Genomic DNA, 26045 nt, shown 5'->3' on the forward strand with positions numbered 1-26045 from the left:
CGCTGTTCTACGCGTCATGGGATCAGCCGAAGGTGAACCGCCCCGCGTCGAATGGAGACATGGGCGCGGGTCAGTGGCTGGCGCGGATCATTACGGTGAGGACCGGCGAGGCCGGTGAGGGCTGGCTTTGCCCGATGTCCTCGTACCCCCACGACTCATAGAGGGTGTGGACCTTTCCATCGCCAGCGGCCGGGTTGACCATGAGCGTGACGTACGGCTCGTCGCGGGTGGCGAGGAGGGCGTCATGGATACGGCGCGCGGTGCCGGTCTTCCGCCAGGTCGGCCGAACACCGATCTCCTTCAACGCCACGGCCGGACGCTCGGTGTACTTCTCGGCCGGCGTCGGGCTGGTGCGCTGCCAGTAGCGGTCGCCGTGCTCGATGGTGTTGCCGTAGGCGTAGCCGACCGGATGTCCGTCCGCGTACGCGAGTACGGCCGTGAACCCCGGCTCGGTGCCGTGCCGGTCCAGGCGCTCACCGAACGCGGTGACCGCGTAGTTCGGCAGGTGGAGCAGCGGAGCGCGTACGTCGGCGTACACGTCGAGGACGTCACCGCGGGCGGTGTCGAGGGTGGTGAAGGTGCGCAGTTCGATGGCGGGCGCCGTGGTCATGCGGCCATCCTCCAGGTGGCGGTGTGGTCGGTCCAGGTCTGCACGCTGGAGCTGCCTGGCGCGGTGGCGCGCAGCGCGGCCCCGAACTCCTGCAGCATGCGCGTGACGCGGGCGTGCTGGGTGGCTGCGTCGGCGGGGACCTTCATCGCGGTGGCCGTGGCGGCGTCGGGGGCTCCCTGTGCCAGCTGGGCGTGTGCGAGCCGGGTGGTGGTGATGGCCCGGGAACGGATCATGTGGGGCCGGAGGGCGGACAGGCAGCGGTGGGCGTGGTACTCGGCGGTCGAGTAGTCGCCGAGCGCCAAGTGTGCGGAGAGGGCCAGGGAGTCGAGTTCGGCCTGGTCGTAGAAGGCGAGCATCCACACCGGCCGGTAGTCGGCGGGGTCGGCGCGCAGCATGGCGTCCTGCGCCTGCTCGAACGCGCGGCGGGTGCCGGTGCGGTCCTGTGCCGCGCCGTGGATGGCTCCTTGGCGGGCCAGGCCGAGGGAGGCGAACAGGGGGTCGCGGCGGGTGAGGTGCAGGTTGCGGGCGACGTCGTTGGCGGCGAACGCGTCGGCGGGTCGGCCCATGTGGCGGTACATGGTGCCCGCGTGACTCCAGATGCGGAACTTGATGGCCTGGTCGCCGGACATCTCGGCGAGGGCTTGGGCCTCGCGCATGTGCGCCTTGGCGACGTCGTAGCGCCGGCCGTCGATGGCGGCCCACATCGCGGAGGAGCGGAAGGCGGCTGCGGAGGCGTAGAGGTTGCTTCGTACGCGTTGGGTGGCGCTGCCGGCGTTCTGGAGGTTGAGCGCCTCGTCGGCGAGGGCGGCGGCCCGCTGTTCGATGCCGAGTTGTCCGCCGTGGCGGTGGTCGCTGGCGATGATCTCGGCGAAGCGCTTGTTGAGGCGGTTGACGTCGCTCATGCCGATACGGCGCGGCGATGCGGTGCCGGGTGCGGCTGCTGCGGCGGCAGCCGCCGCGATGCTGCCGACGAGGGTGCGGCGCTTCATGTCGGGGTCCTCCTGCTGCGGTAGGGCCGGGGTGGGCGAAGGCCGGCTCCGTGGCACGAACCCTAAGGCGATGGCGGGTAGCCCGGTGACGTCCTCAAGTGCCCTTCGGGCGGCTGATTTTGGCCACGTAACCCGGCCTGCCTTCCATGCCCGGACCGAAGAGCCGTCGAGTCCACCAGGGCGTCCGGCTAACCGTTCAATGGCCCTGTTCACGGCCTCGGCGAGGCTGTTGGAGCTGTGGCCGTGTTCGGTCATCCACGCCTCAAGAACGGTGTTGCGGGTGGTGTCCATGCGGGCACGGTAGTCCGCGCGGTCCCTGCCCGCCAGGTAAAGGGGAGGTCAAAACACCCTAGGTCATTCCGCCGACTGAGCGCCTGAACGTCCTAACCAACCTGCTGGGAAAGGGAGTTGTCTGGGTGCTGGTCGCCCGCCGCGCCCCACCGTGCGGGCGGCTGTTGACGGCCCGGCCCGCCCCTGAGGTTCCCCCGCAGGGGCGGGGCCGGGCGCCGAGACGACACGAAGGCTCCACCCCAATGACGAGTCTGAGAACAACAGTTGAGGCCCTCTTCGTCGGCCACCCCACGTACAGCCAGACCTTCCCGTGCGAGCCGTCCACGGCCGAGCTCGGCCGCGAACTCGTCCGGGACGTCCTTGGTGTGTGGCACCTCGACGGCCTCGCCGACCGTGCCGCGCTGATCATCACGGAGCTGATCGCGAACGCCTCCAGGCACACTTCGTGTCCCGAGATTCGCCTCATGGTTGGGCGGCCGAGCGCGACTCGACTGCGTGTCGGGGTCGTGGACCGGGAACCATCGCGTCTGCCCATACTCAGCCAGGTGGCTGACGACGACGAGTCGGGGCGCGGGCTGCTCCTCGTCGATGCTGTCGCCGACCGTTGGGGCTACGACCTGCACGGCTCGGGCAGGCGCCCCTGGGGCAAAGAGGTCTGGGCGGAACTCCGCACCCAGGACGGCAAGTGAGCGTCCCGGCTACGGCAGCCTCGCCCCTTCCGGATCTCGCCCGACTCCGGCCCCGCCAGCAGATGGCCATGGACTGCGCCCTCTGCGCCCGGCCACTGGGAGCGAGCGGTCGACGGCTGGGCGAGATACGCCACCAGGGCTTTCCGTTCCTGCTCTGGGCCTGCGCTCCCAACTGCCAGGCCGTCAGATCGGCTATCCCGACCAGCTGAGAAAGGGGATGTCCTTCCATGGAGTGGCCGTGGATCACCGGTGATTGCTGGCTCGGCTGCGGGCGTACCGGAATCCTGGTGATCTGGCTCGGCCCGGTGCAGTGGGACGGGCAGCACGCCCCTTTCTACGCGTGTGAGCCGTGCCTCGATCGCCTCAAGGCCCAGGCGCTCACCTACTTCATGGAGCGGCGGCCGACGTCCGCTTGATCAGACTTCCGGCACACGACTTCCCGGCATGAGGCAGGCAGCCCGCGAGGAATCCTATGCGGAGCACGCCCCCCTCGTGCCGGGCGGCCAGGAGCCGTCCGCGGAGCAGCCGTGTGGCAACGCTCCCGTGACGGCACCTGGTGGGCGCTCCAGCCCAGTAACACCACCACGATTGCGAGGAGTTGAAGCATGACGCGTAGCACCGTTATTCCCAGCCGCACCGAAGTACGCCCGCAGATTCCGGGGGCCTCGGACGGCTTCGACCTGGACGTCTCCCTCGTCGAGATCGCCGATCCGGCGGGCCTGGTCAACCTGACCGACGACAACTGCGGGTCCACCTGCGGCGCCTGCACCACCAACGTTGCCTGACCCGGACCCCAGGTCACCCCGGTCTGGTGCCGCCGCGTCTCCGCGCGGCGGCACCAGTCGCCCGCCCCCTCACCTACGGAGGTACTCGGTGGTTGCTCCGCCCGCAGCGTTCCGCACCGGTTCCACTGCTCTCGTGCGCGCCGTGGCCCGGCCCTCGCTGCCGATTCCTCCATACCCTGACCTCGATGACCGCTCGCCCAGTGGTGCTTCTGCCCGCGTGGAGTGGCTACGCGCGGTGTGGGCGAACAAGGACGTCGCTGAGGCACTCCAGCACTCCAGCCCGGTCCTGGCCTCGCAGGTAGGGGCTCTGTGGACGGCCGAGCGCCCAGCCCTCCGTGATGTGCAGCGTGCGGTGCTGTCCGTGGCCCGCTACCTGCTGCGGGCCCAACACCGGGCGACACCCTTCGGCCTGTTCGCCGGCGTGGCCACCGCGGAGTTCGCCCCGCAGGCGCGGGCCGACTGGGGCGAGGAGCACGTGGCCGTCGGCCGCGCGGGGGCAGAGTGGCTGGCGGCCCTGGTCGCACGGTTGGAGTCATGCCCGGACCTCCTCGAACGGCTGCCCGTCGTCATCAACAACACCGTGACGTACCGGGGAGACCGGCTCATCGTGCCGTTCCAGCCCGACGTCCAGGACGACCGGACTCGCGCGGTCGAGGCGTCTCTGGCCCTGACCGGACCGGTGCGCGCAGTCCTTGCCGCGACCCGACTGCCGATCCGGTTCGGCACCCTCATGGACAAGCTCCAGGCGGAGTTCCCCGAGGCCGGTCCCGAGAAGTCGCGTCAACTGCTGGCGGAGCTGATCCGGCGGCGGGTGCTGATCACGAGCTTGCAGGCGCCGAGCACCGAGACCGACGCCCTCGGGTATCTGGTGGGCCAACTCGACGCGATCGACGCCGGAAGCCTTGCCCCGGTCGCGGAGACCGTACGCGAACTCCACGCGGTCCGGGCGGGCCTGGAGGAGTGCGCCACGCGCGGCGGCCGGGACAGCGTCGCGGCGCGGATGCGAGACCTCATCCCTGGCATGCCTCGCCACCCCGTCGCGCTCGACCTCCGCCTGGACGCGCAGATCGTTCTGCCGGAAGCGGTCGCCCGAGAGATCGAGCGTGCCGCTCTCATCCTGACCCGCTTGAGTATCCGCCCGTACGGGACCGCCGCCTGGAACGAGTACCACCAGCGGTTCTACGAGCGGTACGGCATCGGCACGATGGTGCCGCTCGTGGAGGCCGTGGCGGACAGCGGCACCGGCTATCCCGACGGTTATCCAGGCGCTCCGGCCAGCGCACGCAGGCCCCGCGTCTCCGCTCGGGACGACGCCCTTGTACGGCTGGCTCAGGCCGCCGCGCTCGACGGCCGTCACGAAGTGATCCTCACGGACGAACAGATTGAGGCCCTGGACGTGGGGCCCGACGAGCCTCGGCTGCCGCCGCACTTGGAGATCGGGGTGCGGGTGCACGCGGCCAGCCTGGAGGAGTTGCAGCGCGGGTGGTTCCGGCTGGAGGTCGTGAGCGTGTCCCGTGGTGCCGGCGTTTCCACGGGCAGATTCCTCAGCGTGTTGGCCCCCGCCGACCGGGAGGCCCTGATTGCAGAGCTTGCCGACCTCCCGGCCGCCGACGGCAATACCATGCCCGCGCAGCTCTCTTTCCCGCCCCTGCTCCCCGAGAGCGCCCACATCACCCGCTCCTCACAGGTCTTACCCACCGTGATCAGCCTTCAGGAGCACCGCGCCCCGCAGGACACCGTCCTCACCCTGGAGGACTTGGCTGTGGGGTGCGACGGCCGCCGCATGTACCTCGCCGTCCCCGAGCGAGGCCACCGTGTTGAGGCCGTCGGAATGCACGCGCTGAACCTGCACACTCACACCCCGCCGCTGGTGCGGTTCCTCACCGAACTGTCCCGCGCCCAGTGCGCGCAGGTCACCGTCTTCGACTGGGGCGCCGCAGAGGCCATGCCGTTCCTTCCACGTCTGCGGTACGGCCGGATCGTGCTGGCCCCGGCACGCTGGCGGCTGGAAGCGTCCGAACTGCCCGGCCATGCCCACCATCGGGCCGAGTGGTATGCCGCGCTCAGCAACTGGTGTGCCCGGCGGGGGCTGCCGCGCCGCGTCTATCTCGTAGAGGACGACCGGCGCCTCTTCCTCGACCTCGACGAGGCCGGCCACCGTGCGCTCCTGCGCAGACACCTCGACCATTCGCGCCTGGCCGTGCTCGTCGAGGCCCCGGAACCGGAGGCGTCTGGCTGGTGCGGTGGGCGAGCCCACGAGGTCGTGGTGCCCCTCAAAGCAACCAGGCCGTCGGCATGGCCGCCACTGCCAGCCCCCAGCCGGGGCCGTGCCCTGTCTGCGGCCCAGATGCAGACGCCTGCCGCTTCCTCGGTTCTTCTGGCCGCCCTGTACGGCGACCCCCGCCGCCAAGACGTCTTGCTCTCCCGGCATTTGCCCGGCCTCCTCGAACAGCTCGGCAACCCGCCGTGGTGGTTCATCCGCTTCCGGGACCCGGACCAGCACCTCCGCGTACGCATCGCCCTTCCCGACCCGGAAGCCTTCGCCGGCACGGCCCGAACGGTGAGCGCTTGGGCCGACGAGCTACGAAGCATCGGCCTGCTGGCCGACCTGCGCTATCCCACCTCCTACCGGGAGATGGGCCGCTGGGGCTCCGGCACCGCATGGGAGGCGGCGGAGGAGGTGTTCCGGGCGGATTCGCGCGCCGTCCTGGCCCAACTTGCGCAGCCACAGCGTCCGGGCCAGCGCACGCTGGTGGCGGCCCACACGGTCGCTATCACCTCCGCCTTCCTCGGCACCACCGAGGCTGGGATGCAGTGGCTGATCGACCATGTCTCGCCGACCGCACCCGTGCCCGTTCCACGCCCGCAGTTCACCGAGGCCGTACGGCTCGCCGACCCGAGCGACGACTGGTCGGCCCTGCGCAGCGTTCGGGGCGGAGACGCCATCGTGTCCGGATGGGCCGACCGGGAAGCGGCGCTCGCCGCGTACCGGCCGCACCTGCCCGGCCCGGACACCCAGGGCATCGCCGTCGACGACGTCCTGACCTCCCTGCTGCACGTTCACTTCGTGCGCCACGTCGCCGTGAACTTCCCGGAGGAAGAGGTGTGCCTCTACCTGGCGCGTGCCGCTGCCCTGGCCTGGACCGCCCGCACCAGGGGGAGGGCTTCGTGACCGCCCACTCCGCGCTCGGCCTGGTCGACGCCATCGCTGCTCAGCTCGCCGACCCCGACACCGTGCCCCTCGGCTCCAGGATGCTGTCCTCGGACCGGCAGCACCTCGCCTACGGCCCGCCCGGAATCGCGCTCCTGCACATCGAGCTGGCCGCGAACGGTCTCGGTCCGTGGCAGCGCGCCCACGACTGGCTCGCCGCCGCCTCCCGGAAGCCGCTCACCAGCGGCCCGGACAGCCACCCGTTCTATGGAGTGCCCGCCTTCGCCCATGCCCTGACCTGTGCCGCCGACCACCTTCCCGGCTCCTACCAGCGCGCCCTCGACGTGATGGACGGACAGATCGCAGTCGATGTCGGACGCCGTCTCGACGCCGCACATCGCCGCATCGACGCCGGACGCCTGCCGCAGCTCGCCGAGTTCGACGCCGTCCGGGGCCTCACCGGATACGGCGCCTACCTACTGCGCCGAAACCCCGGCAGCTCCACGATGCGCGCCGTTCTCGACTACTGCGTGCGCCTCACCGAACCGATCACCCACCACGGCGAGACTCTGCCGGGCTGGTGGGCGGAGACCGGGCCCTCCGGCAGCCCGGACGACCGATTCCCCGCTGGGCACGCCAACAGCGGTATGGCCCACGGCGTCGGCGGCGTGCTCGCGCTCCTGGCCCTCGCAGCTCGGAGCGGCTCCATCACCGACGGGCACCACACAGCACTGCGCACCATCTTGGCCTGGCTGGACCGCTGGAAGGAGAAGGCCGACGGCGGGCCGGTCTGGCCGTATTGGGTCACTCAGGGCGAGCTGCGCAGGGGGCGTCTCGGCTCGTCAGCACCCAGGCGGCCCTCCTGGTGCTACGGCACCGCCGGCCTCGTCCGCGCCCAGCAACTTGCCGCGCTCGCCCTCGGCGATACCAGCCGCCAGATCGACGCGGAGAACGCGCTCGTGGCAGCCCTCACCGATCCCGAGCAGCTGAAGGCCACGACGGACAACGGCCTCTGCCACGGCTTCGCCGGCCTCGCCCACGCTGTCACGCGTACAGCCGACGACGCCCACCCCTCGACCGCGGGAAATCTCCGCGCCGCTATCCCGGCCCTCCTGGCTGCGGTCATCCCACCAGGAACCGACCCCGAACTCATGGCCACGGTGCTCATTCAGGACGAGAAGGGCGGTCCCGGCCTACTCGACGGCGTCGCCGGCATAGCCCTGGCCCTCCTCTCGCCCAGCACCGCGGCACCACCCCGGTCCGCCTGGGACGCATGCCTCCTCATCGCTTGATCCACCGACCGAAGGACCTCTATGCCTCCCGACCGCTGGCAGCAGCACAACATCACCTTCGTCGACCGGGAGAGCGCCCGGCGCGCCATCGCTGAACGACTCGGCCCCGCCCTGATCGAGGCCGAGACTGACGGGCAGCTCACCGGCTGGTGGTTCATGAATAAGCAGCCCTGGCCGCTGCGTTACCTCGCCGACAAGCCCTCACCAGCCATCGAGTCGCTTCTGAGCGATCTCATCGGCGACGGTGTGGCCGTGTCGTGCCTGCCCTGCGTCTACGAGCCCGAGACCGACACCTTCGGCGGTACGGAGGCCATGGACGCAGCCCACGAACTGTTCCACAACGATTCCCGTCACCTGCTCACCTACAAGCTGAGCCCGATGCACTTGGGACGCCGGGAGACCGCCGTCCTGCTCGCGAGCGCCATGATGCGCGGTGCCGGACTCGACTGGTTCGAGCAGGGTGATGTATGGGCGAAGGTCGCGGCCCTTCGGCCGGCCACCGCTCCACAACCACCCGAACGCGCCGCCGAACTGGCCCCGGCCATGCAGAAGCTCATGACCGCCGACGCCCACAGCCTCTGCCACCCGGGTGGCCCACTCCACGCGCACGAGGAATGGGTGACCGCCTTCGAACGGGCCGGAGCCACGCTCGCCGAACTCGCAGGCCGCGGCGCCCTCACTCGTGGCCTGCGAGCCGTCATTGCCCATCACGTGATCTTCCACGCCAACCGCGCCGGTCTCCTCCGGGACGACCAGAGCGCCCTGTCCCACATCGCACGAGAGGTAGTCATGGGAACGAGTGACCACACTGAGTCGCCCACCGAGGCAACGGCCGACATCGATAGCGTCAGCGCGGTGAACACCGACACGATCACCACCCCCACGGCGGACGCCGAGCGCCTCCGCAACGTCCTTGTCGACCAGCTCCGTGCGGACGGACACGCCCGCACGCCCGCCGTCGAGACCGCGTTGCGGACCGTGCCCCGCCACGTGTTCGTGCCCGAGGCGTCGCTCGAAGACGCCTACGCCAACGCACCCGTGCACATCAAGTACGACACCGACGGCACGTCCATCTCCTGCGCCTCCCAACCGGGCGTCGTCGCCCTCATGTTGGACCAGCTCGATGCCCAGCCCGGCGAGCGCATCCTCGAACTCGGTGCCGGCACCGGCTACAACGCCGGTCTGCTCGCCCACCTGGTCGGCGAGAACGGGCACGTGACCACCCTCGACGTCGACGACGACCTCGTGGAGGGTGCCCGCACGCACCTCGCCGCCGCCGGAATCACCAACGTCGAGGCCGTGACCCGCGACGGGGCCCTCGGCTACGCCGAAGCAGCGCCGTACGACCGGATCATCGCCACCGTCGGCGCGCACGGCGTACCGCACGCCTGGCTGCAGCAGCTCGCGCCCGGCGGCCGGCTCCTCGTCCCCCAGCGCCTCAAGGGCACCGTCTCCCGCTCCATCGCCTACGAGCAGCGCGACGGCCGGTGGGCGTCCCTCGGCAGCGAGATGAACACCTTCATGCCGCTTCGGCGGGGCATCGCTGACGACGACCGCCGAGTGATCCCTCTCAGTACGGACGGCGCCGTACGACTCCAGGCCCCCGCCGGGCTCAACATCGACGCCGACGCCCTCGCGGGCGTACTTGACCAGCCGCGCACCGAAGAGTGGACCGGCATGACGGTCCGCGCCATGGAGTCACCGGAGTGGATGGAACTGTTCGTCACCTGCTCCATGCCCTCCGGCCTGATCCGGATGCTGTTCCCTCAGAGCGCCAAGGGCACTCTGCTCACCGAGGACCCCTACCCATCGTCGACCGCGGTCGTCGACAAGGGTGCCGTCACCTACCTCGCCCGGCGCCTGTCGAAGAAGACTCCCGAGGGTGGCAAGCTCTGGGAGTTCGGCGTCATCGGCCACGGCCCCGGCAGCGACGAGCTGGCCGCGAAGGTCGCCGACACCATCCGTACCTGGGACAGGGAGTACCGAGGTCGTGAGGCCACGTTCGAGATCCAGCCCCTCGACGCCCCTCAGATCGAGCGGCGCCCGGGTCTCTTCGCCCTCGACACGCCGCTGAACCGCATCGTCGTCGACTGGCGATGACGCCCCACGCGTAGCGGACGATGCCCGTCGGCACACGGCTGGCGGGCACCGTCGCTTCAGCAGTCCTCACTCTCGACCCCGGGGGATCCATGGACCCGCACGGCCCCATAGCCCAGCGCTTCCCGCTCGTCGCCCGATTCCGCCCCGCCTGCCTGCCCCTGCCTGCACGCGTAAGGGCACTCGTCGATCTGGCCGACACTGCGGTGGAAGAGACCGACCAGGGGCTCGCATCGGCCGTCTACAACCAGGCCGCGCTCATCGCCTCCGACCTCGACCTCCCCGACCTCGCCCGCGAGATGTGCCACCAGCACGCCGCCGCCTACCTCCACGCCTGCCCCCTCCCCGGCATGAGCGCGATTCGAGGACTTGAACCGGTCGTCAATCTCGCTCGCCTCCAGATCCGCGCCGGCCACGCCGATGAGGGCCGTCAGCGACTCCTCAACCTGTACAAGGCCGTCGAGGCGGGCACAGCCGCCCGGTTCGAGGGCGTCAACGTACCTGCGGACCTCACTGCGACCGGTGAAGACCGCCAGGAGGTTCGCGCATGGCTGTGGCGCGTCCTCCTCTCAGACGGCACGCGCACCCTCACCACCGAGGGGCGATGGGCCGAGGCGCTGGCGCACATCGAAGTCCACCATGGCATCGGAAAGCGGATGCTCGACGGTCGACAGGTCGCCGTGCTCGCCGCCCTCGCTGCGGGTGACACGGCGTGGGCAGCTGTCCTCCTTGCCGACACGATGCCCGGCGATCCGTGGGAGCAAGCCGTCACGGCATGCCTGACCGTTCTATGCCGCCGCGACGCCGGGCAGCCGATCGACGGCCACATGGCGGACCTGGTGACGGCCTACCTCGGAAGGAAGACCGAACCTGGGATGACCGTCTTCGATACCCGGCTCGGACTTACAGTCCTCGACGCGATCGGCTCCGCCGGGGCGCTCACCGCGCACCGTATCGTCGAGGACCTCCACCGCAGGACGACGGACGCCGAAGACGGCTACGCGGCCCGCGAGAACTTGGCTCATCCTCTGTTCACCGAGATCGCCACGGACCGGCAAGTGCAGGACTGTCGCGCGCTGGTGCGCGCCTGCGCCCTCGGTGTTGGGATCCTCCCGGACGAGCTGCGAGGAGAACTGACGGCGGCCCTGCGCGCCAGCGATAGCGTGATCCGGGAAAGCGTCGTGCGTTCCTCCGATCCCGGAGGAACGCAACCCCTGCGGTTCTGACGGTGTCTACCGGCGCTGTCGGTGCTGCTGTTCGGTAGGCGATGGAGCCGCCGAAGGGGGCCGACTGTTTCCGGTCTGCTGAGTGGGGATCGAGCCTGCCATGGTCGACTGCAGGCGGGCAGCTTCTGCGCGGCGGTTGGGTGCTGGGTTTCGGCCGGTGTGCTGGATGCGGGTGATGAGCACGCGGGCGGGTTGGCGGGCGGTGGTCAGCTCGCGCTGGGCAGCGGCTTCCTTGAGGAGCTGGTGGGGTTGGTGGCCGCGGGCTTCGGCGTCGGCGAGGACGGTGGCGAGTGCGGGCCAGGCCGGGTCGGCGAGGATTCGCGCGGCGTGGTCGGGGACGGCTGCTCGTACGTCGCTGGCGAGAACGCGGCGGGCTTGATCCCTGGGGGGCCGGGCTGTGAGTTCGGCGAGCGTCGGGGCGAGGGCGCGGTCGGCGGCTGTCTGTAGGTGCTGGACGGCCTGGCGGGCGGCGTCGGCCTGGTGGGCGTGGTGCTTCGCTTCGTGCCAGCGTCCGGCGACGATGGCGGCCCAGACGAGGGCTGCGACCAGGGCGGCCAGGGCGCTGCCGTCGGGGCCGGTGGCGGTGTGGACGATGTCGCGTGCCGCGTTGCGCAGGGCGTAGGCGGCGCGGTCTTCCGCCCGGACCTGGGAGCGCTGGGCTCGGGCGAACGCCTTGGAGGCGGCCTGGAGTTCGGCGCGCAGATGGGCGGGTGCCTTCTGGGCGGTGGCTTCGATCAGTTCGCCGAGGGCGGTGATGTGGGCCTGGGCGTGGGTGTCGTTGGTGAGGTCGGTGAGGTCGGTGTGGAGGGTGTCGAGGGCGTTGGTGGCTTGGTGCCAGGGGGTGCTGGGGTGGTTGCGGCGGGCGGTGGGGTGTTCTTCGGGCTGGCTGGATTCGAGGCGGGCCTTGATTTTGGGCAGGGAGAGGTCGGGGGAGATCTTGCTTCCGGGGTGGTAGATCTGTTCGCCGGCCTCGTTGACGTCGCCGGGGCGGCCGGCGGCGTATCCCAGGAGGTCGCCTGACGAGCCGCGCCGGGTCTTGACCTCGATGCCGCTGGCTTCGAGGTAGGCGATGAATTCCTCGGCGCCTGTCACGTGGGGGATGGCGGCGCGGATGCGGTCCTGGAGCCAGGCGGGGCTGGTCTGTTCCCAGCCGAGGCGTTCGGCCTTGTGCATCTCGGCCTGGGTGGGGCGGCGGGCGCCGGTACGGTCGCCCTTCTTCAGGCGGCGCAGCCCGTAGTCCTTCTCGATCTCGCGGCAGGCGTCGCCGACGCGGAGGCCGCTGTCGTGGAGTTTGGGGCGGCGTCCGTCTTCGCGGACGGTGGTGGCGAGGATGTGGATGTGGTCGTCGGCGTGGCGGACGGCGATCCAGCGGCAGCCCAGGTCGTCACCGGCTGGCACGATGCCGGCGGCCTGGACGATGCGTTGGGAGATCTCTCCCCACTCGGCGTCGGAGAGGTAGCGGTCCTCGGGGGCGGCGCGGACGGGGCAGTGCCAGACGTGGTCGGTGACCGGCTTGCCGAACTCGCTGTTGCGCAGCTGCACGGGTTCGTCGAGGTAGCGGGCTAGTTCGGTGAGGGTGGCGTTCTCGTCGCGGCCGGGGTCGGGCATGCCGAGCAGCGCGAAGCCGGCCACGATGTGCGGGTCGAAGTGCTCGTCGTGGGTTCCGCGGCCGTAGAGGTAGGCGAGCAGGCCCCGGGTGTTGGTCCCGGCGGGCTTGATGGCGGCGATCACGCTGTCCCGGCCTCCTCCGGGTCGGCGGGCGGGCGCAGGGCCTCGGCGATCAGCTCCAGCAGGTGGTGGAGTTCGCTGAGGCGTTGGCGTATGTCGGGTGGGGTGTGGTCGCTGTTGAGGGCGCGGGCGATCTGGTTGATGTTGACGCCGATCCGGTTGAGCTGGCGCAGGACCTGGGCGCGGAAGATGTGGGTGCGGCGGCGGTCTTCGGACAGGGGCAGGTTGGCGGTGAACCGGCCGGTGATGAAGGCGAGGACGATGTCGGCGGCGAAGCCGGAGTCGCCCTTGTAGCCGTGCTCGGCAGCGGCCTCCTGGAGACGGGCTCGCTGGTCGCCGGTGAAGCGCAGCGGGCCGACACGGTCGTTGCGCTTGGTGCCGGTGAAGCGGCGGATCGTGGGCTGCACGCTCTGCACGGCAGGCTCGCCGACGACGACGGCGCTGTCTTCGGGGCGCAGGACGGCTCGCTGGACGGAGTGCAGCGTGTCCAGGTCAGAGCCGCCCTCGGCCCCGACCCCCTGGTCCGGCGCCCCCTGGTGCTGGGCCGTCTCCGCCACCCCTGGGGCGGAGATCCCCGACGTCCGGCCTTGAGTCGGACTCGGGGTACTACTGGCTCCGGCAGGGGCAGCCCGTCCGAACGCGCGGCGCAAACGCTCCATCAGCGTAGGGGACTTCGTCAGCGGCAGCGGCTCGTCGGGAGTGTGGTCGGAGCGGTGCGGGTCGTGCGTCACGGGCGGTTCTCCGGAAAGGGCGGGGGCAGGCGGGTCGGCGGGGAGGACTGGGGGAGTAGCTGGTGGCCGGCACTCCATCCACAGGTGTGGATATGCGTGTGGCGAGCGGTGCGGTGGTCGGCTGGCCGGGGTGACCGGAAGGGGTTCCGGTCACCCCGCTGGGTTTCCGGTCAGCCGCTGCTCGGACCGGTCTTGGCGGCGGCTTCGATTTCGGACCGGAGCATCTCCATCACCTCGGTCTGCCGCTGACTGCCGATCGTCAAGTCCCTGTCCTTGACGGCCTTCCGGAGAAGAGAGCGGCTGAGTGTGCCGTGCTCAGCGAGGGCGATCCGGCCGATCTTCACGAGTTCCGCGAGCGTGGCCTTGGGCGGACGACCACCGCGCGGCTTGGTCTCCGAAACCTCGGGCGGCGGTTCCGGCGGCTGGACGGAACCGGCGGTCGGAGGCTCAGCAGGCCGGACCGGCTCGGCCAGTGGCTTGGCGGGCGCGGTGACCGGTGGTTCCGGCGCCTGGACGGGCGCGGCGTCCAGGTGGTCGGCAGGTTGGTCGACCAGTTGGTGGATCTGCCGCATCAGGACGCCGAAGGCCAGTAGCGCGGCTGTTGGGGGAACCGCGGCGACCACGTAGTCGAGGAGGGGCACGGCGCTGGCGTTGCCCGTGCCGCTGACCCCGGCCACGTTGAGTGCGATGGAGCCGACCGATCCGGTGGCGGTGAGAGCGATTGCCCAGCCGTCGGTCACCCGGCGCAGGCCCGCGCGGAGCATGAGCAGTTCGCCCGCGACGATGAAGGCATCCAGGGTGGCCGGCCAGGCCCACTGGCGGACCGGGGAGCTCTTGAGGCCGTGCTGTCCGGCGACCTCTGCGAGATGCGCGTACGACAGCCAGAACCCGCCGGCGGTGAGCGCCACGATGACAACGCCCGCCGCCATGAGCGCGTACCGCTCGGCCGCCTGCTTGGTCATCATCGGCCGCCCTTCGCCAGGGCGATGGTCCCGGTGGGTGGGTGTGGAGAGGGTGGTCAAGCGGGGTTTCTCCTGGGTAGTAGCGTGGTCCGTCTTTGCCGTCTTGGCCGTTGCAAGCGCAGGTCAGGAGCGGTACGGCAGGGGGGTCGGTGTTCCGTCCTGGCGGCGCTGGCGCGTCTTGGGGCCGCACGGCCGGTGGGGCTGCGGTTCGGTGGCCGTGGAGGGATCGGATCCGTCTTGCCGTCCCGGCCGACAGCACCGTGACCTGCGGTGATACGGCGGGGACGCGCGGGACGGCACGAGACGGATCCGGGCAGCGTCCGGTTGGTGGCAGCGCGGTCGTCATGATTGCGTTGCCGTCTTGCTCCCGGTTTCCGTCCCAGCCGTATGCCGTTTGACCTGCGGGATCACGGCAGGGACGGCAGGGACGGTCACCGGGGGAGGCGGTGCTCAGCCCGAGGAGGGGGCTGGCTCGGCGTTCACTGAGTGAACGGTGGGGCAGTAGCGCCGCCAGGCGTCGAGGAACTTGTTGCGCATGTAGCCCTTGCGCTGGGTTCCGTCGGCCAGACGGACGTTGCCGGGCTTGATGTCGTACCGGCGCAGCATCGCCGCCAGTTCGCGGGCGGTCAGCCCGTTGCGCCCCCATTCCGCCCACGGGCTCTCGGCGTTCTGCCGCAGGAGGTGCAGCAGTTCGTCCGTGGAGAGGCTGTCGACCTCGCGCTGGGCGACGAAGACCCTGCGGATGTCGGCGAGGATACGGGCCTCGCCGGGCTGGTCCTCCTCAGCCTCGACCTCCGCAGCCACCATCCCCGCACACGCCTCGCGAGCCCGGCGGGGCCAGGACCCGGCGGCAAGGTCGGCGACAATGATCAAGGGTTCCCAGGTGTCAGCTGCCCGGTCCTCCACCGGCATGTCCGGCTCCAGATCCGCCGCCTCGTCCAGCAGCGGCCTGGCCCAAGCGGCAATACGGTCCCGCAGATCATGGAGGGCTGGGATGTCGCGGCGGGAGCGGAAGGGCTTGACGCTCTCGCCCTCGGCCCGGCGGCGCATCCGGATGACGACCGACCGGTCCATGATCGTGTCGGGCAGGTCGCCGATCCCCGCGAGGGCAGCCATGGCGAAGGTGGCGAACCGGTGCGGGGTGTGGTCGTTGCCGACGACCCGGGTGACATACCGGTTGCGCTGGTGGCCGGCGTTGAGCAGGCCACGCATCTCCTCGTTCTTCTCCGCCTGCTTCGGCGTGCCGAAGATAGTGTCCGCCTCATCCACCAGGAGCGTGGGCGGCTCGTCAGTGATAGAGCGGAAGACCGCCGCCGGCGTGGTGTTGATAGTGAGCATCGGCTCGTGAACCGTCTCGGTCAGCACGTCCAGCAGCCGTGACTTGCCACACCGCTTCGCAGGCCCCACCACCGCCAGGCGCGGGGCGTGCTGCCACGCGGGCTGCAGGTGGGTCGCCGCCACCCACAGCGTGACCGCGTCCAGCGCCTGCTGGGAGGGCAGGATCACGAACTGGGCTACCTGGGCACGCAGTTCGTTCAGCAGCTCAGAGCCATACGTCGGCGCAGGGTCCGGCACCGCCTCCTCGGCGGGCTGATCCACCGGAACCGTATCCGGCGCCCGCTCATCGGCCTCCGGGCCGGCTTCGGGCGCGTGGCCGGGTCGGCCGGGCACCGCGACCGTCGGCCATGCGGCTTTGCCGGGTGCGGAATGCGGCTCGGGTGTCGTAGGTTGCACAGGGCAGCTCCTTATCCGGTGACGTCGGGCATGCAGGCCCGACTCACGCAGGTCGTTCGTTGGAATGCGGGCAGTGGAGTGTGCGGAGCCTCCGGCGTTGGCGCGCCGGGGGCTTTCTCGCTTCCTTGGCCGGGGCGAGGGAACACGGACAGTACGTCCACGCCCCGACACAGTCCAGCGTTTCTGTGTCAGCTCAGCGCAGAAGCGTCTGCTATGGGCTCGGGCGGTCATGCGGCCAGGCCGAGCAGGTTCAACAGGTCGGCGGTCACGACGCGGTACGCCTTGCCCAGCCGCAGGACCTTGCACGGGTACTGGCCGCGCTTGGCCAGCTCGTAACCCTTGCTCCGCCCCAGGCCCAGCGCCCGGTTGCCGGTGTCCAGGTCAACGGCAGCGGGCAGGGCCAGCAGCTCTTCTCGCGTCATGCCCTTGGGCTGCTCGGCGGTGTCGTTGTTGCGCATCCAGTGCTCCGCTCATGAGTGAGCCCTCGGCGAACGCGGCATCACGTCCGGCTCCAGGCGATCACTAACCATCATCGGGAAGCTAATGTGTCTTCATGACACAACACGGTTTTGATCCTGGAGATGACGAGGACGACGTCCCCGAGTGGGTGGACCAGGTGATGGCCACGGTGGCCGCCGAGGTCCGCAGACGAAGGAAGGAGCTACGCATGAGCGCCCAGGACCTGGCCGACCGCTGCGAGGAGATCGGCCATCCGATCCCGCGCAATGTGATCGCCAACATGGAATCCGGCCGCCGCGCCAACCTGCCCCTGGTCGACGTCCTCGTCCTCGCCGAAGCCCTACGGACCTATCCCATCTGCCTGCTCTACCCCGTCGGCTACGTCGACCGAGTCCAGCGCCTTCCCCTGCAGCACTCCGACCCGACTTGGGATGCCATGCGCTGGTTCACCGGCGACATCGAGGACTTCGGCATGGAAGACGACATGCTCCGCAACTTCCGCGCCCACGTCCGCTACCAGCGTGCCGCCCTGGCCGCCCTGAAAGGCGAGAAGCACGAGCGCTGGAAAGCCGAGACGGCACCCAACCAGGCCGAACGCGAGGAAGCCGTACTCGCCCAAGCCGACTACGCCGAAAGGGCGTTGGAAGCCAAGTACCGCCTCCGCAGCGCCCGCGCCTTCATCCGCGAAGACGGCGGCACACCACCGCACCTGCCACCAGAACTCGCCGACGTCGACCCCCACGTCGGCAACACCAATGAGGAGAATGATCTTTGAAGGGTTCCACCCACCGCCGCTGCTACTGCCGCGACCCACACACCGGTAAGCCGCTCGGCAAGAAGTGCCCGAAGCTCTCCAGCCGCAAGCACGGCTCGTACTCCATACGCCAGGAACTCCCGCCCCGCGAAGACGGCACCCGCCGCTCCTTCAGCCGCGCCGGCTACGAGAGCCTCAAGGCGGCCCAGGCCGACCTCGACCACGTGCGCGCGCTCGTCGGCCTTGCCGACACCGACGACGCCGAGGGCCTGGCCCAGATAGCCGAGTTGCTGGAGAAGGTGGCCGAGGAGAAGGCCCCGCTGCCGAACATCGAGGCGACGCGCAGGCGCCTCAGCCATGGCCTGGACCTGACGAGCAGGCTCACGGTCGGCGAGTGGCTGGACATGTGGCTGGCGGGCAAGAAGGGGCGGCAGAGCGCCATCAGCCGCGACGAGAGCAACATCCGGGTGCACCTCAAACCACGGATCGGGCACTACCGGCTGGACCGCCTCCGGGTCGCCCACCTGTCGGAGATGTTCGAGGCCATCGCCGAGGCCAACGTCGAGATCGCCGAAGGCAACGCAGCCCGCCGCAAGGCGTTCGAGGACCTCGCCCAGATTCCCTGGAAGGGGCACGAGCCCCGCGCCCGCCGCAAAGCGATGAAGACAGCCATCGCCGAGATGGAGCCCTACCGCCGCATCGTCGGTCCGGCCACCCGCCAGCGCGTCCGCTCCACCCTGCGGGCCGCACTCAACGCCGCGATCACCCAGCAGCTCATCACCTTCAACCCGGCAGCCCACGTCGAGTTGGAGGCGGGCAAGCGACCCAAGGCCCTCGTGTGGACCGAGGAGCGCATCCTCCACTGGAAGCGCACCAGCGAGAAGCCGTCGCCGGTGATGGTCTGGACGCCGGAACACACCGGGCTCTTCCTCGACCACGTCGCGGAGGACCGCCTGTACGCGCTGTTCCACCTGATCGCATTCCGCGGACTGCGACGGGGCGAGGCATGCGGCCAGAAGTGGACCGACACCAACCTGGACGCCGGTCTCATCACCGTCGCCAAGCAACTCGTCGTGGACGGCTGGGAGGTGTACGAGGACGACCCCAAGACCGACGCCGGCGCGCGCACCATCGCGCTGGACTCCGACACGGTCCGGGCCCTGCGTCGGCACCGCGCCCAGCAGGACAAGGACCGTAATGAGTGGGAGAGCGCCTGGGTGGAGACCGGACGTGTCTTCACCAAGGAAAACGGTGAGATGCTCCACCCCGCCAACGTCACACGGCGGTTTATCGAGCTGTACGAGGAGATCGACCTCCCGCCGGTCCGGCTCCACGACCTCCGCCACGGTGCCGCGACCCTGGCTCACGCGGCCGGGGCCGACCTGAAGGACATCCAGGAGATGCTCGGCCACTCGTCGATCACCATCACGGCCGACACGTACACGAGCCTGCTCCCAGAGGCGGATCTCGCCATCGCCGAGGCCGCAGCCCGGCTTGTACCGCGAGCCCGCGCCACCTCCGAGAACACCGCTCCCGAAACGGAGCCCGAGCCCGACGGCGAGGAGAAGCCCGACGTGGAGTCCGTGCCGGATGATGCTGATCCGTTGGGCGATATTCGGGAGATCAACTCCCCGTCCGCTCACGCACCGCTCACGCAAACGGCCCCGGACGACGAGTCCGAGGCCGAATAGGGCGCCTCCCTGGGGAGGAAACCCCAGGTCAGCGGCGTAATGCGTTGTGCCCCCGGCAGGATTCGAACCTGCGACACCCGCTTTAGGAGTTCTACCGGTGGGTATTTCGACCTGCCGCGCGACGGTCGATGGCTGCCCAGAGCGTGCTCACGTGGTCCTGAACGTACGGCAGCGTGCATGCACGTTGCCGTCAAGAATCGCCGTCAGGAGTGTGCCCCGTCGCACGCTGAAAGAGCGCCCCTGACCTCCGGTGTGGGAGATCCACGACACGGATGAGCGTGAAGCCTGCGCTCTTGTAGAAGCGGTGCAATCCCTGGTTGTCCTTCCAGGCATCCAACCGCAACCACTGCTTGCCCTGCGCCGCTGCTCGCTCCGATGCCCAGTCGAGCAACATGTCGCCGACGCCGGCGCCGGCAGACTCGCGCTTCACAGCCATACGGTGCACATAGAGGGCTGTGTCCGGCTCATCATCTGGAGTCCAGAACTCAGGGTCCGCGAAGTCGTCTAGCTGGATGGTCGCGACCGGCTCGCCGCCCCGGAAAGCCAGGAAGCACACGCCCCGTTCCAAGGCCGCCGTGATGCGGTCACGGTGTGGTGGGTACTGCCATTGATCAATGCCGCGTGAGGCAAGCCAAGCGGATGCCTCACGCAACAGTGCTTCCACGGCGCCTAGCTCATCAGGACGTCCAGGGCGGATGGTCAGGTCTCTCATGCATCCTCGTTCGGCGCTTCGCGCTGTCGTTCGTAGGAGATCACGTGTCGGTCGCCGGGGAGCACGGTCACCGCGACCCGCACGGGCTTGCCGTCGGTTGTGTAGCCAGTTACGACGTGGACACCAACCGGAGTCCCCGGTCCAAGGTCAAGCCGATGAGCCTGCTCAGGGGTGGGCATTCGGACGTACAACTCGTCCAGCGTCCGCACCTGCCGGTATCCGAGTTCAGCTAGAACCTCGTTCGCGCCACGGGAGATGTCTTCCGGGCGCATGATCTCGGAATCGCGGACGATAGCGAGAGGGAAGTAGCTGTCGTTGATGTTGAACGGCTCGCCATCGAGGTAGCGCACCCGCTTGCGCACCGCGACCAGCTCCCCCGGCTCCAGGTGCAGTCGCTTGGCTACGTCTTCCGGCGGCTCCACGATGGCCACCTCGATCTCCTGCCGAGGCTCACGCCCTTCTGCTGAGTACTCGGTCATGAAGGCATCCATCTCTGGCGAGTACGGCCGCTTCCGAAACTCCGCTTGGGGGCGGAACACCATCGGCCGGCGACGCCGGACGAAGTGGCCCTGCGGACGTGCTGAGACGATGAGCCCTTCGTTCACGAGCTGAGCCAGCGACTTGCGCACGGTCTCCCGTGACACGCCGTACTGATCGCGCAGCTCTGCTTCCGTTGGAAGCTTCGCGTCCGGTTCGAGCTCCCCGGACGTGATCTGCTCCCGCAGGGCGTCCGCAATCTGCTGGTACATCGGGTTTCGCCCGAGACGACTCACTGCCATGCCTCCCATGGAAGCCGCTCACCGACTCCATTGTCTAGTCAATGCTGCCAATGCCCTTGCGTATCGGTCAGGGCTCTGCCAACATCCTGTCCGTAGCCATTGTACGGACAATGGCTACAACGCCTCGTTGCCTGTGTCGTCACGGGCTGCTTGGCCGTGCCTGTCGGTTCGGGATAGCTCGTGCAGTTGGGGCCCTGAGCTGGTCGTTCATTGAGAACTGCATAGGCGGGCCCCGTCTCCCCGAGTTGAAAAGACGGATCGCGCGACAAGGGCGCGCATCGACCTTCCCGCAGCTCATCTGCTGCGGGCCGGTTGCCTCCGCTGCACGTCTCGGACGTGCAGCGCTGAGGGGAGCCGGATCTACCGACTTCAACGGCGCGCACCCCCGGAGAGGCAACTCCGGGGGTGCTGTTCGGGCCGTTGCCACCTGCTAGGGAGAACACGACCCATGGACCACATCGTGACTGTTCAGGACGCTGTTACCGCGTTCGCCGACTGGAAGGAACCCACCAGCGCGGAGCTGGACGCGATCGAGCAGGAGATGCCGCTGATCCTGGCGGACGTCGACCTGCTGGACGCGCAGATCATCACCCTGGACCGCACGCCGAGCGAGCTGGACGAGCGGCGCATCCGCCGGGCCCGCCGGCGCGTGCTCGCCGCTCACCGCGACCACGTCAACGCGCTGGCCGGGCAGCCGGGGGGTGCCGCATGAGCGCGAACCCCTCGCCGGGCGCCCTGCCCGTGGTCATCGTCCGTGTCGGCTCGCTGCTGATGCTCACGGCGACGGCCTGTCTGCTGGCGCTGCGGGAACCGCTGCTGTGCCTCGCCTTGCTCGTCAGCGTCATCGTCAACGCCGTCGGGTGGCTGCGAAGCCTTCGCGAGCGCTCCACCGGCGTTCCTGCTGCTCCCGGTGAGGAGAGCGACGAGGACGCGGAATTCGAGTCCTTCGCATGGGAGTACGGCGACCTGCGCGACGGCGGGGAGGCGGCGTGAACAGCGTTCAGACCCGTTCAGCGGAGCGCGCCCTGTCGTCCGGCACGTGGCTGATCGTGTGTGGGGCGATGCTCTATTCCATCCTCACCGTGACGCCGCTGATGGCCGAGCACACGGCACAGGAGTGGACATGGACGGCGCCGATCCTGCCGCTTGTGGTGGACGCCGCCGTGGTCATCGTGGTCAAGCTCGATGATGTGCTGGCCCGTCTGGGCGGGGACGGCGGACGCTGGCCCCTCACCCTGCGGTGGATGACCGGCCTGATGACCCTGGCGCTCAACACAGCCGACTCCGCGCTGAAGAAAGACCTGGTCGGCGTGGCCGTCCACGCGGTGGCGCCACTGCTGCTGATCGTCACTGCGGAGACCAGCCTCGCCTACCGCCGGGCCATCGCCGCCGCCGTGGCAGCCCTGGACGCGGAACAGAAAGCCGAGCGGGAGCGGCGCGAGCAGGCGGCCCGCGAGCGCGCCGAACGGGCCCGCGAAGAGGCCCGCGAGGAGCGCGAGCACGCCGCGCAGTTGGCGCGTGAACAGCGTGAACACGAAGCCCGCCTGGCCCGTGAGCAGGCTGAGCGGGAGGAGCGGCAACGGCGCGAGGAGCGCGAGGCCCGCGAGCGGGCGGAGGCTGCCGAGCGGGAGATCCGTGAACGCCGTGAACGCGAGCGTGAACAGCGTGAACAAGAGCGGCTGCGGCTCGAACAGCAGGCCCGTCAGCGGGCCGAAGCCGAGCAGCGTGAGCGCGCCGAGCAGGCGGAGCGTGAACGCCGTGAGCGCGAGGAGCGTGCGGCCCGTGAACGCGCCGCGCTGCTGGAGCGCGGCCCGGCCGAGAGCAAGCTGCCGGAGGACGAGGCGCGCCGGATCGTGGCTGCCGCGTTCGCTGCGGGTCTGTCGGTGCGGCAGGCGGCGGAGCTGTGCGGCTGGTCGGTCGGCTGGGTCTCCCACCGCTACGCCGAGCACCGCGACCCCAAGGGCGCCCGCGCTGAACTCGCGATCGCAGGTCAGTGATGGGAACCCTGCCCGTCTACCGGTGGCGGCTCGCCCCGGACGGCTACGCCACCTACCGCCAGCTCCGCGCCCTGGGCCTGCGTCCGGGTGGTCAGGGGGTGGCGGCGCAGGTGGAGCGGCCTCGGCGCCGGCGGGGCCCGCTGGTCGCCTACCTGTACCGCATCGACCTGGCCAGGCCGGTGCGTCCGATGACCCCGGCGAAGTGGGCGGCTCTGGCCAAGGCCAACGCCGCCCGCCGCATCTGCCCCGAGTGCCGCAAGGATGCGGGATACGTCATCCCGCCCTCGCTCGGCATGTGCGCGACCTGCGCTTTCCCCGACAACGCCCCGGAGGGTGCGTCATGGAACAGCTCCCCGCACACCGCCCGCTGACCGTCGTTCAGCTCCCGGACGGCAGCCACGCCTACGCCGACCCCGCCGCCCTGCCCGTCCAGCAGCCGAGCGGGCCGCAGGTGGTGCACATCCACCAGGCGCCGCCGGACCGCACGGTGCAGCGCGTCGCGCTCGGCTCCGGTGTCGGTGCCGGCGCGGTCGCGGCCGGCGTCTACTTCGGCCCGCTGCTCGTCGGCGTGCTGACCGCCATCGCCGCGAACCTCGCGACGCTCGCCTTCATCGCGCTCGTGCTCGGCTGGGCCGTGGTCACCGTCGTCCGCTCCGTCTCCGAGGGCGGCAAGGGCGCCGGTAAGCGCGGCCGGAAGAACCGCTGAACCACCCCGAGGCCGTAGGCGGCCCCTAGAGCGCCTGAGCCCCCTTCCGTGTGGGGTTTGACCCCCGGAAGCCTGTTCGGCCGCCACAGGCCCCGTAGCGACGCAGGGTGACGGAAGTTTCCGCCCTCGCGCGCGCACGCGTAGGGGCCGCCTCGGAAACCAGGAAACCGGAAACACGCTCACTCCGCGTAATCCCTAGGTGTGGTGACGGGCCGTCGCAGGGCCCGTCACCACCGACCCACCATCTCTGAGAAGAGGACTCCGTGAGCCACGGACAAGTCTGGCGTGCCCACCGCCAGTACGCCGCCACCGCCGCACGATGGACCGCCGACGTGTGGCGCAAGGAAGCCGACCGCCGCGCCGCTCTGCGCGCCCAGCGCAAGCCGCTCGTGGCCGACGCCCGCGCCGCCCTGGAACGGGCCCGCGCCGTCGACCCCGAGGGCGTCACCTCCCTGCCCCACCGCGCCGAACGCGAACTGCGCACCGCCAAGGACGCTGAGCGGCCGCCCGAAGCTGACCGAAGCCGGGATCGTCGTCGCCGTCCGTCTCGACGGCACGTGGACGGCGACCAAGCTTCGCGCGGCCGAGGACCACATCCGCGCCCTGCTCGGCGCACGCACGAGCCTGCGCATGCAGATCAAGGCGGGCAAGCAGGGCGGCTGGGCCGAACTCATCCTGCGCACCCGCAGCGCGGCCGACGGCGACGATCTGAAGTGGACACCCGAACGGCGCTCGCTCGGAGTCGACACCGTCACCGGCGAGCAGGTCACCGTGCCGCTCGGCGAACGGCTGCTCATCGCCGGCCGGTCCGGCGCGGGCAAGAGCGTGGCGTCCCGGCCGCTGCTGTACGACGCGTCCGAGGGTGACACGAACGCGCTCGTCATCATCGATCTCAAGCGTGTGGAAGGCCGGTTGTGGGACCACCGGGCCCGCGTCGCCTCCACCCCGCGCGAAGTTATCGACGTGACCGACGAGCTGGAGACGGAGATGCTGGACCGGCTCAGCATCCTGCCCAAGGGACAGGACACCTGGACCCCCACCCCCGACCGGCCGCGCATCACGGTCGTCGTCGACGAGGGCGCCGAGGTCATGACGGCCGCCGACAAGGTCCCCTACGAGATGGAGACCGGCGACGGCAAGACCCGCACCGTCAACCGGTCCGCCCTGCCCGCGCTGGAGTCCATCGCCCGCATGGGCCGCGCGGCGTGCATCGACTTGTGGTGGATGACCCAGAAGCCCAGCATCAACGACGGCATCCCCAAGCAGATCGCCCCGCAGATCGGCGTCTCCATCTGCCTCGCGGTCCGCACCCCGGCCGAGGCCCGCGTCGTGCTCGGGGAGGACGCACAGGCCAAGGGCTGGAACGCCGACGAACTCCCCGTCCCCGGTGTCGCGCTGATCCGGGACGGCAAGCGCAAGCCCGACCCCGTCAAGGTCCGTTACATGGACAAGAGCGTGGTCATCGCCCTGCCCGACCGCACCCCCTGGTCCCGCACCGTCGCGCCCACGGTGGAAGCCGCGGGCGCCCCGACGCTCACCCTCGTCAAGAACACGGCGCCGGACGAGCCCACGACGGACAGCGCGGTTGCCCGCGTTCTAAAGGCCATCGAGACCGCCGACGAGCCGGTCGCCCAGAAGGACGTCGTCACCATCACGGGCCTGTCCAAGGGCGCCGTCTCCAAGGCCGTCAAAACCCTCACCACCGGCGGCACGGTCGTCCGCACTCTGGACGGCCGGCTGACCGCCACGCGTGGCGACGACACCGCCGCCGCCTGAACCACCACCCAAGACGACGGCGGCCCCCTTCCGCCAAGAACCGGGGCCGCCGCCTGTCCACCTGCCGTCAACAGACCTGTGGAGGTCTCCCAGCATGACCCAACCCACCCTGATCCGGCGAGTGTGCGGCCGACGGCCGCGCTTACTGGACCTGTTCTGCTGCCCGGGCGGCCTGGCCAAGGGCTACGCCGCGCACCTCGGCGCTGCGTTCCTCGCCTCCCTCAGCCTGGAGGCGGCGGCATGAGCGGCGACCTGCTGGGTGCCGCCCTCGCGGCGGCGGAGCGCGGCTGGCACGTCTTCCCCCTGCGCCCCGGGACGAAGCGGCCCGCCCTCCATGGGGAGACCGTCTGCCCCCGTACCGGGCCCTGCGCCGGTGGGCACCGGAAGTGGGAGCAGCGGGCCACTACCGACCCCAGCCGCATCCGGGCCGCGTGGGCGCACGCCCCGTACAACGTCGGGATCGCAACCGGCCCGTCAGGGCTGCTGGTCGTGGACCTGGACAAGCCCAAGAGCGATACGGACGCGCCTGACGGCGCGGCGTCCTTCAAGGCGCTCTGCGAGCGCCACGGGCAGCCCCGGGGCAGCGCTGCTGCGGCCGGTGCCGCAGTGGCTGCTGACCCTCCTCGCCCCACCGCACCCCGTCAACCGCCCCGCAGCCACGCCCGCCCCGCTGCCGGTCGTGGCTGCGGGGCGGCGGGGTCGCTACGCGGAGGCGGCCCTGCGGCACGAGACCGCCACCGTCGCCGCCACGCAGGAGGGCGGGCGCAACGCCACGCTGCTGCGCGCTGCGCGGGCGCTGGGCCGGTTCGTCGCCTCCGGTGAACTGCCCCGTCCCATGGTGGAGGAGGCTCTTCAAGGGGCGGGAGAGGCGGCCGGTCTGCCGCCG

The 26045-nt window shown here is 70.3% G+C and carries 25 protein-coding genes and 1 pseudogene; 17 read left to right on the plus strand and 9 right to left on the minus strand.

Annotation, left to right across the window (positions count from 1 at the left end):
- Positions 1-70: 70 nt before the first annotated feature.
- Both OO52_RS09820 and OO52_RS09825 read right to left on the minus strand, forming a co-directional pair.
- The gene (locus OO52_RS09820; protein ID WP_030642802.1) at positions 71-610 is read right to left on the minus strand and encodes a GNAT family N-acetyltransferase; all 540 of its coding nucleotides are present in this window, start codon (positions 608-610) and stop codon (positions 71-73) included.
- The gene (locus tag OO52_RS09825; protein WP_078876773.1) at positions 607-1890 is read right to left on the minus strand and encodes a Tat pathway signal sequence domain protein; all 1284 of its coding nucleotides are present in this window, start codon (positions 1888-1890) and stop codon (positions 607-609) included. Before OO52_RS09825 ends, OO52_RS09820 begins: the two co-directional genes overlap by 4 nt.
- 242 nt (positions 1891-2132) lie before the next feature.
- Here OO52_RS09825 and OO52_RS09830 point away from each other — a divergent pair, with 242 nt between their 5' ends.
- The 7 genes from OO52_RS09830 to OO52_RS09860 all read left to right on the plus strand — a co-directional run bounded on the left by OO52_RS09830 (position 2133) and on the right by OO52_RS09860 (position 11130).
- Positions 2133-2579 (plus strand): ATP-binding protein, encoded by a 447-nt coding sequence (locus OO52_RS09830; RefSeq protein WP_030642797.1) that lies wholly within the window; start codon positions 2133-2135, stop codon positions 2577-2579.
- Positions 2580-2806: 227 nt separating this feature from the next.
- Positions 2807-2995, plus strand: coding sequence for a hypothetical protein (locus OO52_RS09835; RefSeq protein WP_030642795.1), 189 nt, complete (start codon positions 2807-2809; stop codon positions 2993-2995).
- A gap of 189 nt (positions 2996-3184) precedes the next feature.
- Entirely contained in the window at positions 3185-3364 is a 180-nt protein-coding gene (locus OO52_RS09840; RefSeq protein ID WP_030642794.1) for an FxLD family lanthipeptide, read from the plus strand.
- A 217-nt stretch (positions 3365-3581) separates the two neighbouring features.
- Positions 3582-6536: a lantibiotic dehydratase gene (locus tag OO52_RS09845; RefSeq protein WP_030642792.1), complete on the plus strand. Its 2955-nt coding sequence runs from the start codon at positions 3582-3584 to the stop codon at positions 6534-6536.
- The gene (locus OO52_RS09850) at positions 6533-7807 is read left to right on the plus strand and encodes a lanthionine synthetase C family protein (RefSeq protein WP_030642790.1); all 1275 of its coding nucleotides are present in this window, start codon (positions 6533-6535) and stop codon (positions 7805-7807) included. Before OO52_RS09845 ends, OO52_RS09850 begins: the two co-directional genes overlap by 4 nt.
- A gap of 21 nt (positions 7808-7828) precedes the next feature.
- Positions 7829-9907, plus strand: coding sequence for a methyltransferase, FxLD system (fxlM, locus tag OO52_RS09855; RefSeq protein ID WP_030642788.1), 2079 nt, complete (start codon positions 7829-7831; stop codon positions 9905-9907).
- 89 nt (positions 9908-9996) lie between these two features.
- Positions 9997-11130, plus strand: coding sequence for a hypothetical protein (locus OO52_RS09860; protein ID WP_030642786.1), 1134 nt, complete (start codon positions 9997-9999; stop codon positions 11128-11130).
- Between the two features lie 6 nt (positions 11131-11136).
- On the opposite strand, the gene OO52_RS09865 is transcribed toward OO52_RS09860, so the two are convergent.
- The 5 genes from OO52_RS09865 to OO52_RS09885 all read right to left on the minus strand — a co-directional run bounded on the left by OO52_RS09865 (position 11137) and on the right by OO52_RS09885 (position 16743).
- Positions 11137-12861, minus strand: coding sequence for a relaxase/mobilization nuclease domain-containing protein (locus OO52_RS09865; protein WP_030642784.1), 1725 nt, complete (start codon positions 12859-12861; stop codon positions 11137-11139).
- Positions 12858-13415, minus strand: a complete 558-nt coding sequence (locus OO52_RS09870; RefSeq protein ID WP_030642782.1) for a MobC family plasmid mobilization relaxosome protein — start codon at positions 13413-13415, stop codon at positions 12858-12860. The genes OO52_RS09865 and OO52_RS09870 overlap by 4 nt, the downstream gene beginning before the upstream one ends.
- 344 nt (positions 13416-13759) lie before the next feature.
- Positions 13760-14554, minus strand: a complete 795-nt coding sequence (locus OO52_RS09875; RefSeq protein WP_234339464.1) for a DUF2637 domain-containing protein — start codon at positions 14552-14554, stop codon at positions 13760-13762.
- Positions 14555-15001: 447 nt separating this feature from the next.
- Positions 15002-16285 (minus strand): DUF3631 domain-containing protein, encoded by a 1284-nt coding sequence (locus OO52_RS09880; protein WP_030642777.1) that lies wholly within the window; start codon positions 16283-16285, stop codon positions 15002-15004.
- A gap of 227 nt (positions 16286-16512) precedes the next feature.
- Entirely contained in the window at positions 16513-16743 is a 231-nt protein-coding gene (locus OO52_RS09885) for a hypothetical protein (RefSeq protein ID WP_030642775.1), read from the minus strand.
- A 95-nt stretch (positions 16744-16838) separates the two neighbouring features.
- Here OO52_RS09885 and OO52_RS09890 point away from each other — a divergent pair, with 95 nt between their 5' ends.
- Together OO52_RS09890 and OO52_RS09895 are read left to right on the plus strand one after the other, a co-directional pair.
- Entirely contained in the window at positions 16839-17519 is a 681-nt protein-coding gene (locus tag OO52_RS09890) for a helix-turn-helix domain-containing protein (RefSeq protein WP_030642773.1), read from the plus strand.
- Positions 17516-19189 carry a site-specific integrase gene (locus OO52_RS09895; RefSeq protein ID WP_030642766.1) on the plus strand — a complete coding sequence of 558 codons (1674 nt, stop codon included), beginning with the start codon at positions 17516-17518 and terminating at the stop codon, positions 19187-19189. Before OO52_RS09890 ends, OO52_RS09895 begins: the two co-directional genes overlap by 4 nt.
- 190 nt (positions 19190-19379) lie before the next feature.
- On the opposite strand, the gene OO52_RS09900 is transcribed toward OO52_RS09895, so the two are convergent.
- The gene (locus tag OO52_RS09900; RefSeq protein ID WP_030642744.1) at positions 19380-19901 is read right to left on the minus strand and encodes a GNAT family N-acetyltransferase; all 522 of its coding nucleotides are present in this window, start codon (positions 19899-19901) and stop codon (positions 19380-19382) included.
- Positions 19898-20650 carry a GntR family transcriptional regulator gene (locus OO52_RS09905; RefSeq protein WP_030642743.1) on the minus strand — a complete coding sequence of 251 codons (753 nt, stop codon included), beginning with the start codon at positions 20648-20650 and terminating at the stop codon, positions 19898-19900. The genes OO52_RS09900 and OO52_RS09905 overlap by 4 nt, the downstream gene beginning before the upstream one ends.
- 478 nt (positions 20651-21128) lie before the next feature.
- Here OO52_RS09905 and OO52_RS09910 point away from each other — a divergent pair, with 478 nt between their 5' ends.
- From OO52_RS09910 to OO52_RS47040, 8 genes and pseudogenes are all read left to right on the plus strand, one after another.
- Positions 21129-21392, plus strand: a complete 264-nt coding sequence (locus tag OO52_RS09910; RefSeq protein ID WP_030642739.1) for a DUF6284 family protein — start codon at positions 21129-21131, stop codon at positions 21390-21392.
- Complete coding sequence (locus OO52_RS09915) at positions 21389-21673, plus strand: hypothetical protein (RefSeq protein ID WP_030642737.1); 285 nt, start codon at positions 21389-21391, stop codon at positions 21671-21673. The genes OO52_RS09910 and OO52_RS09915 overlap by 4 nt, the downstream gene beginning before the upstream one ends.
- Positions 21670-22677: a hypothetical protein gene (locus tag OO52_RS09920; RefSeq protein WP_030642735.1), complete on the plus strand. Its 1008-nt coding sequence runs from the start codon at positions 21670-21672 to the stop codon at positions 22675-22677. The genes OO52_RS09915 and OO52_RS09920 overlap by 4 nt, the downstream gene beginning before the upstream one ends.
- On the plus strand, positions 22677-23048 hold the full coding sequence (locus OO52_RS09925; RefSeq protein ID WP_037628883.1) for an RRQRL motif-containing zinc-binding protein: 372 nt from the start codon (positions 22677-22679) through the stop codon (positions 23046-23048). Before OO52_RS09920 ends, OO52_RS09925 begins: the two co-directional genes overlap by 1 nt.
- Complete coding sequence (locus OO52_RS09930) at positions 23018-23383, plus strand: DUF6251 family protein (RefSeq protein WP_030642731.1); 366 nt, start codon at positions 23018-23020, stop codon at positions 23381-23383. The genes OO52_RS09925 and OO52_RS09930 overlap by 31 nt, the downstream gene beginning before the upstream one ends.
- 630 nt (positions 23384-24013) lie before the next feature.
- Complete coding sequence (locus OO52_RS09940; RefSeq protein WP_037670705.1) at positions 24014-25159, plus strand: MarR family transcriptional regulator; 1146 nt, start codon at positions 24014-24016, stop codon at positions 25157-25159.
- Positions 25160-25253: 94 nt separating this feature from the next.
- Positions 25254-25403: a hypothetical protein gene (locus tag OO52_RS54530; RefSeq protein ID WP_420711475.1), complete on the plus strand. Its 150-nt coding sequence runs from the start codon at positions 25254-25256 to the stop codon at positions 25401-25403.
- Positions 25400-26045, plus strand: a pseudogene (locus tag OO52_RS47040) (bifunctional DNA primase/polymerase); the annotation flags it as partial. The gene OO52_RS54530 and the pseudogene OO52_RS47040, both read left to right, overlap by 4 nt.

Source organism: Streptomyces flaveolus (assembly GCF_000716535.1).
GTDB classification, from domain to species: domain Bacteria; phylum Actinomycetota; class Actinomycetes; order Streptomycetales; family Streptomycetaceae; genus Streptomyces; species Streptomyces flaveolus_A.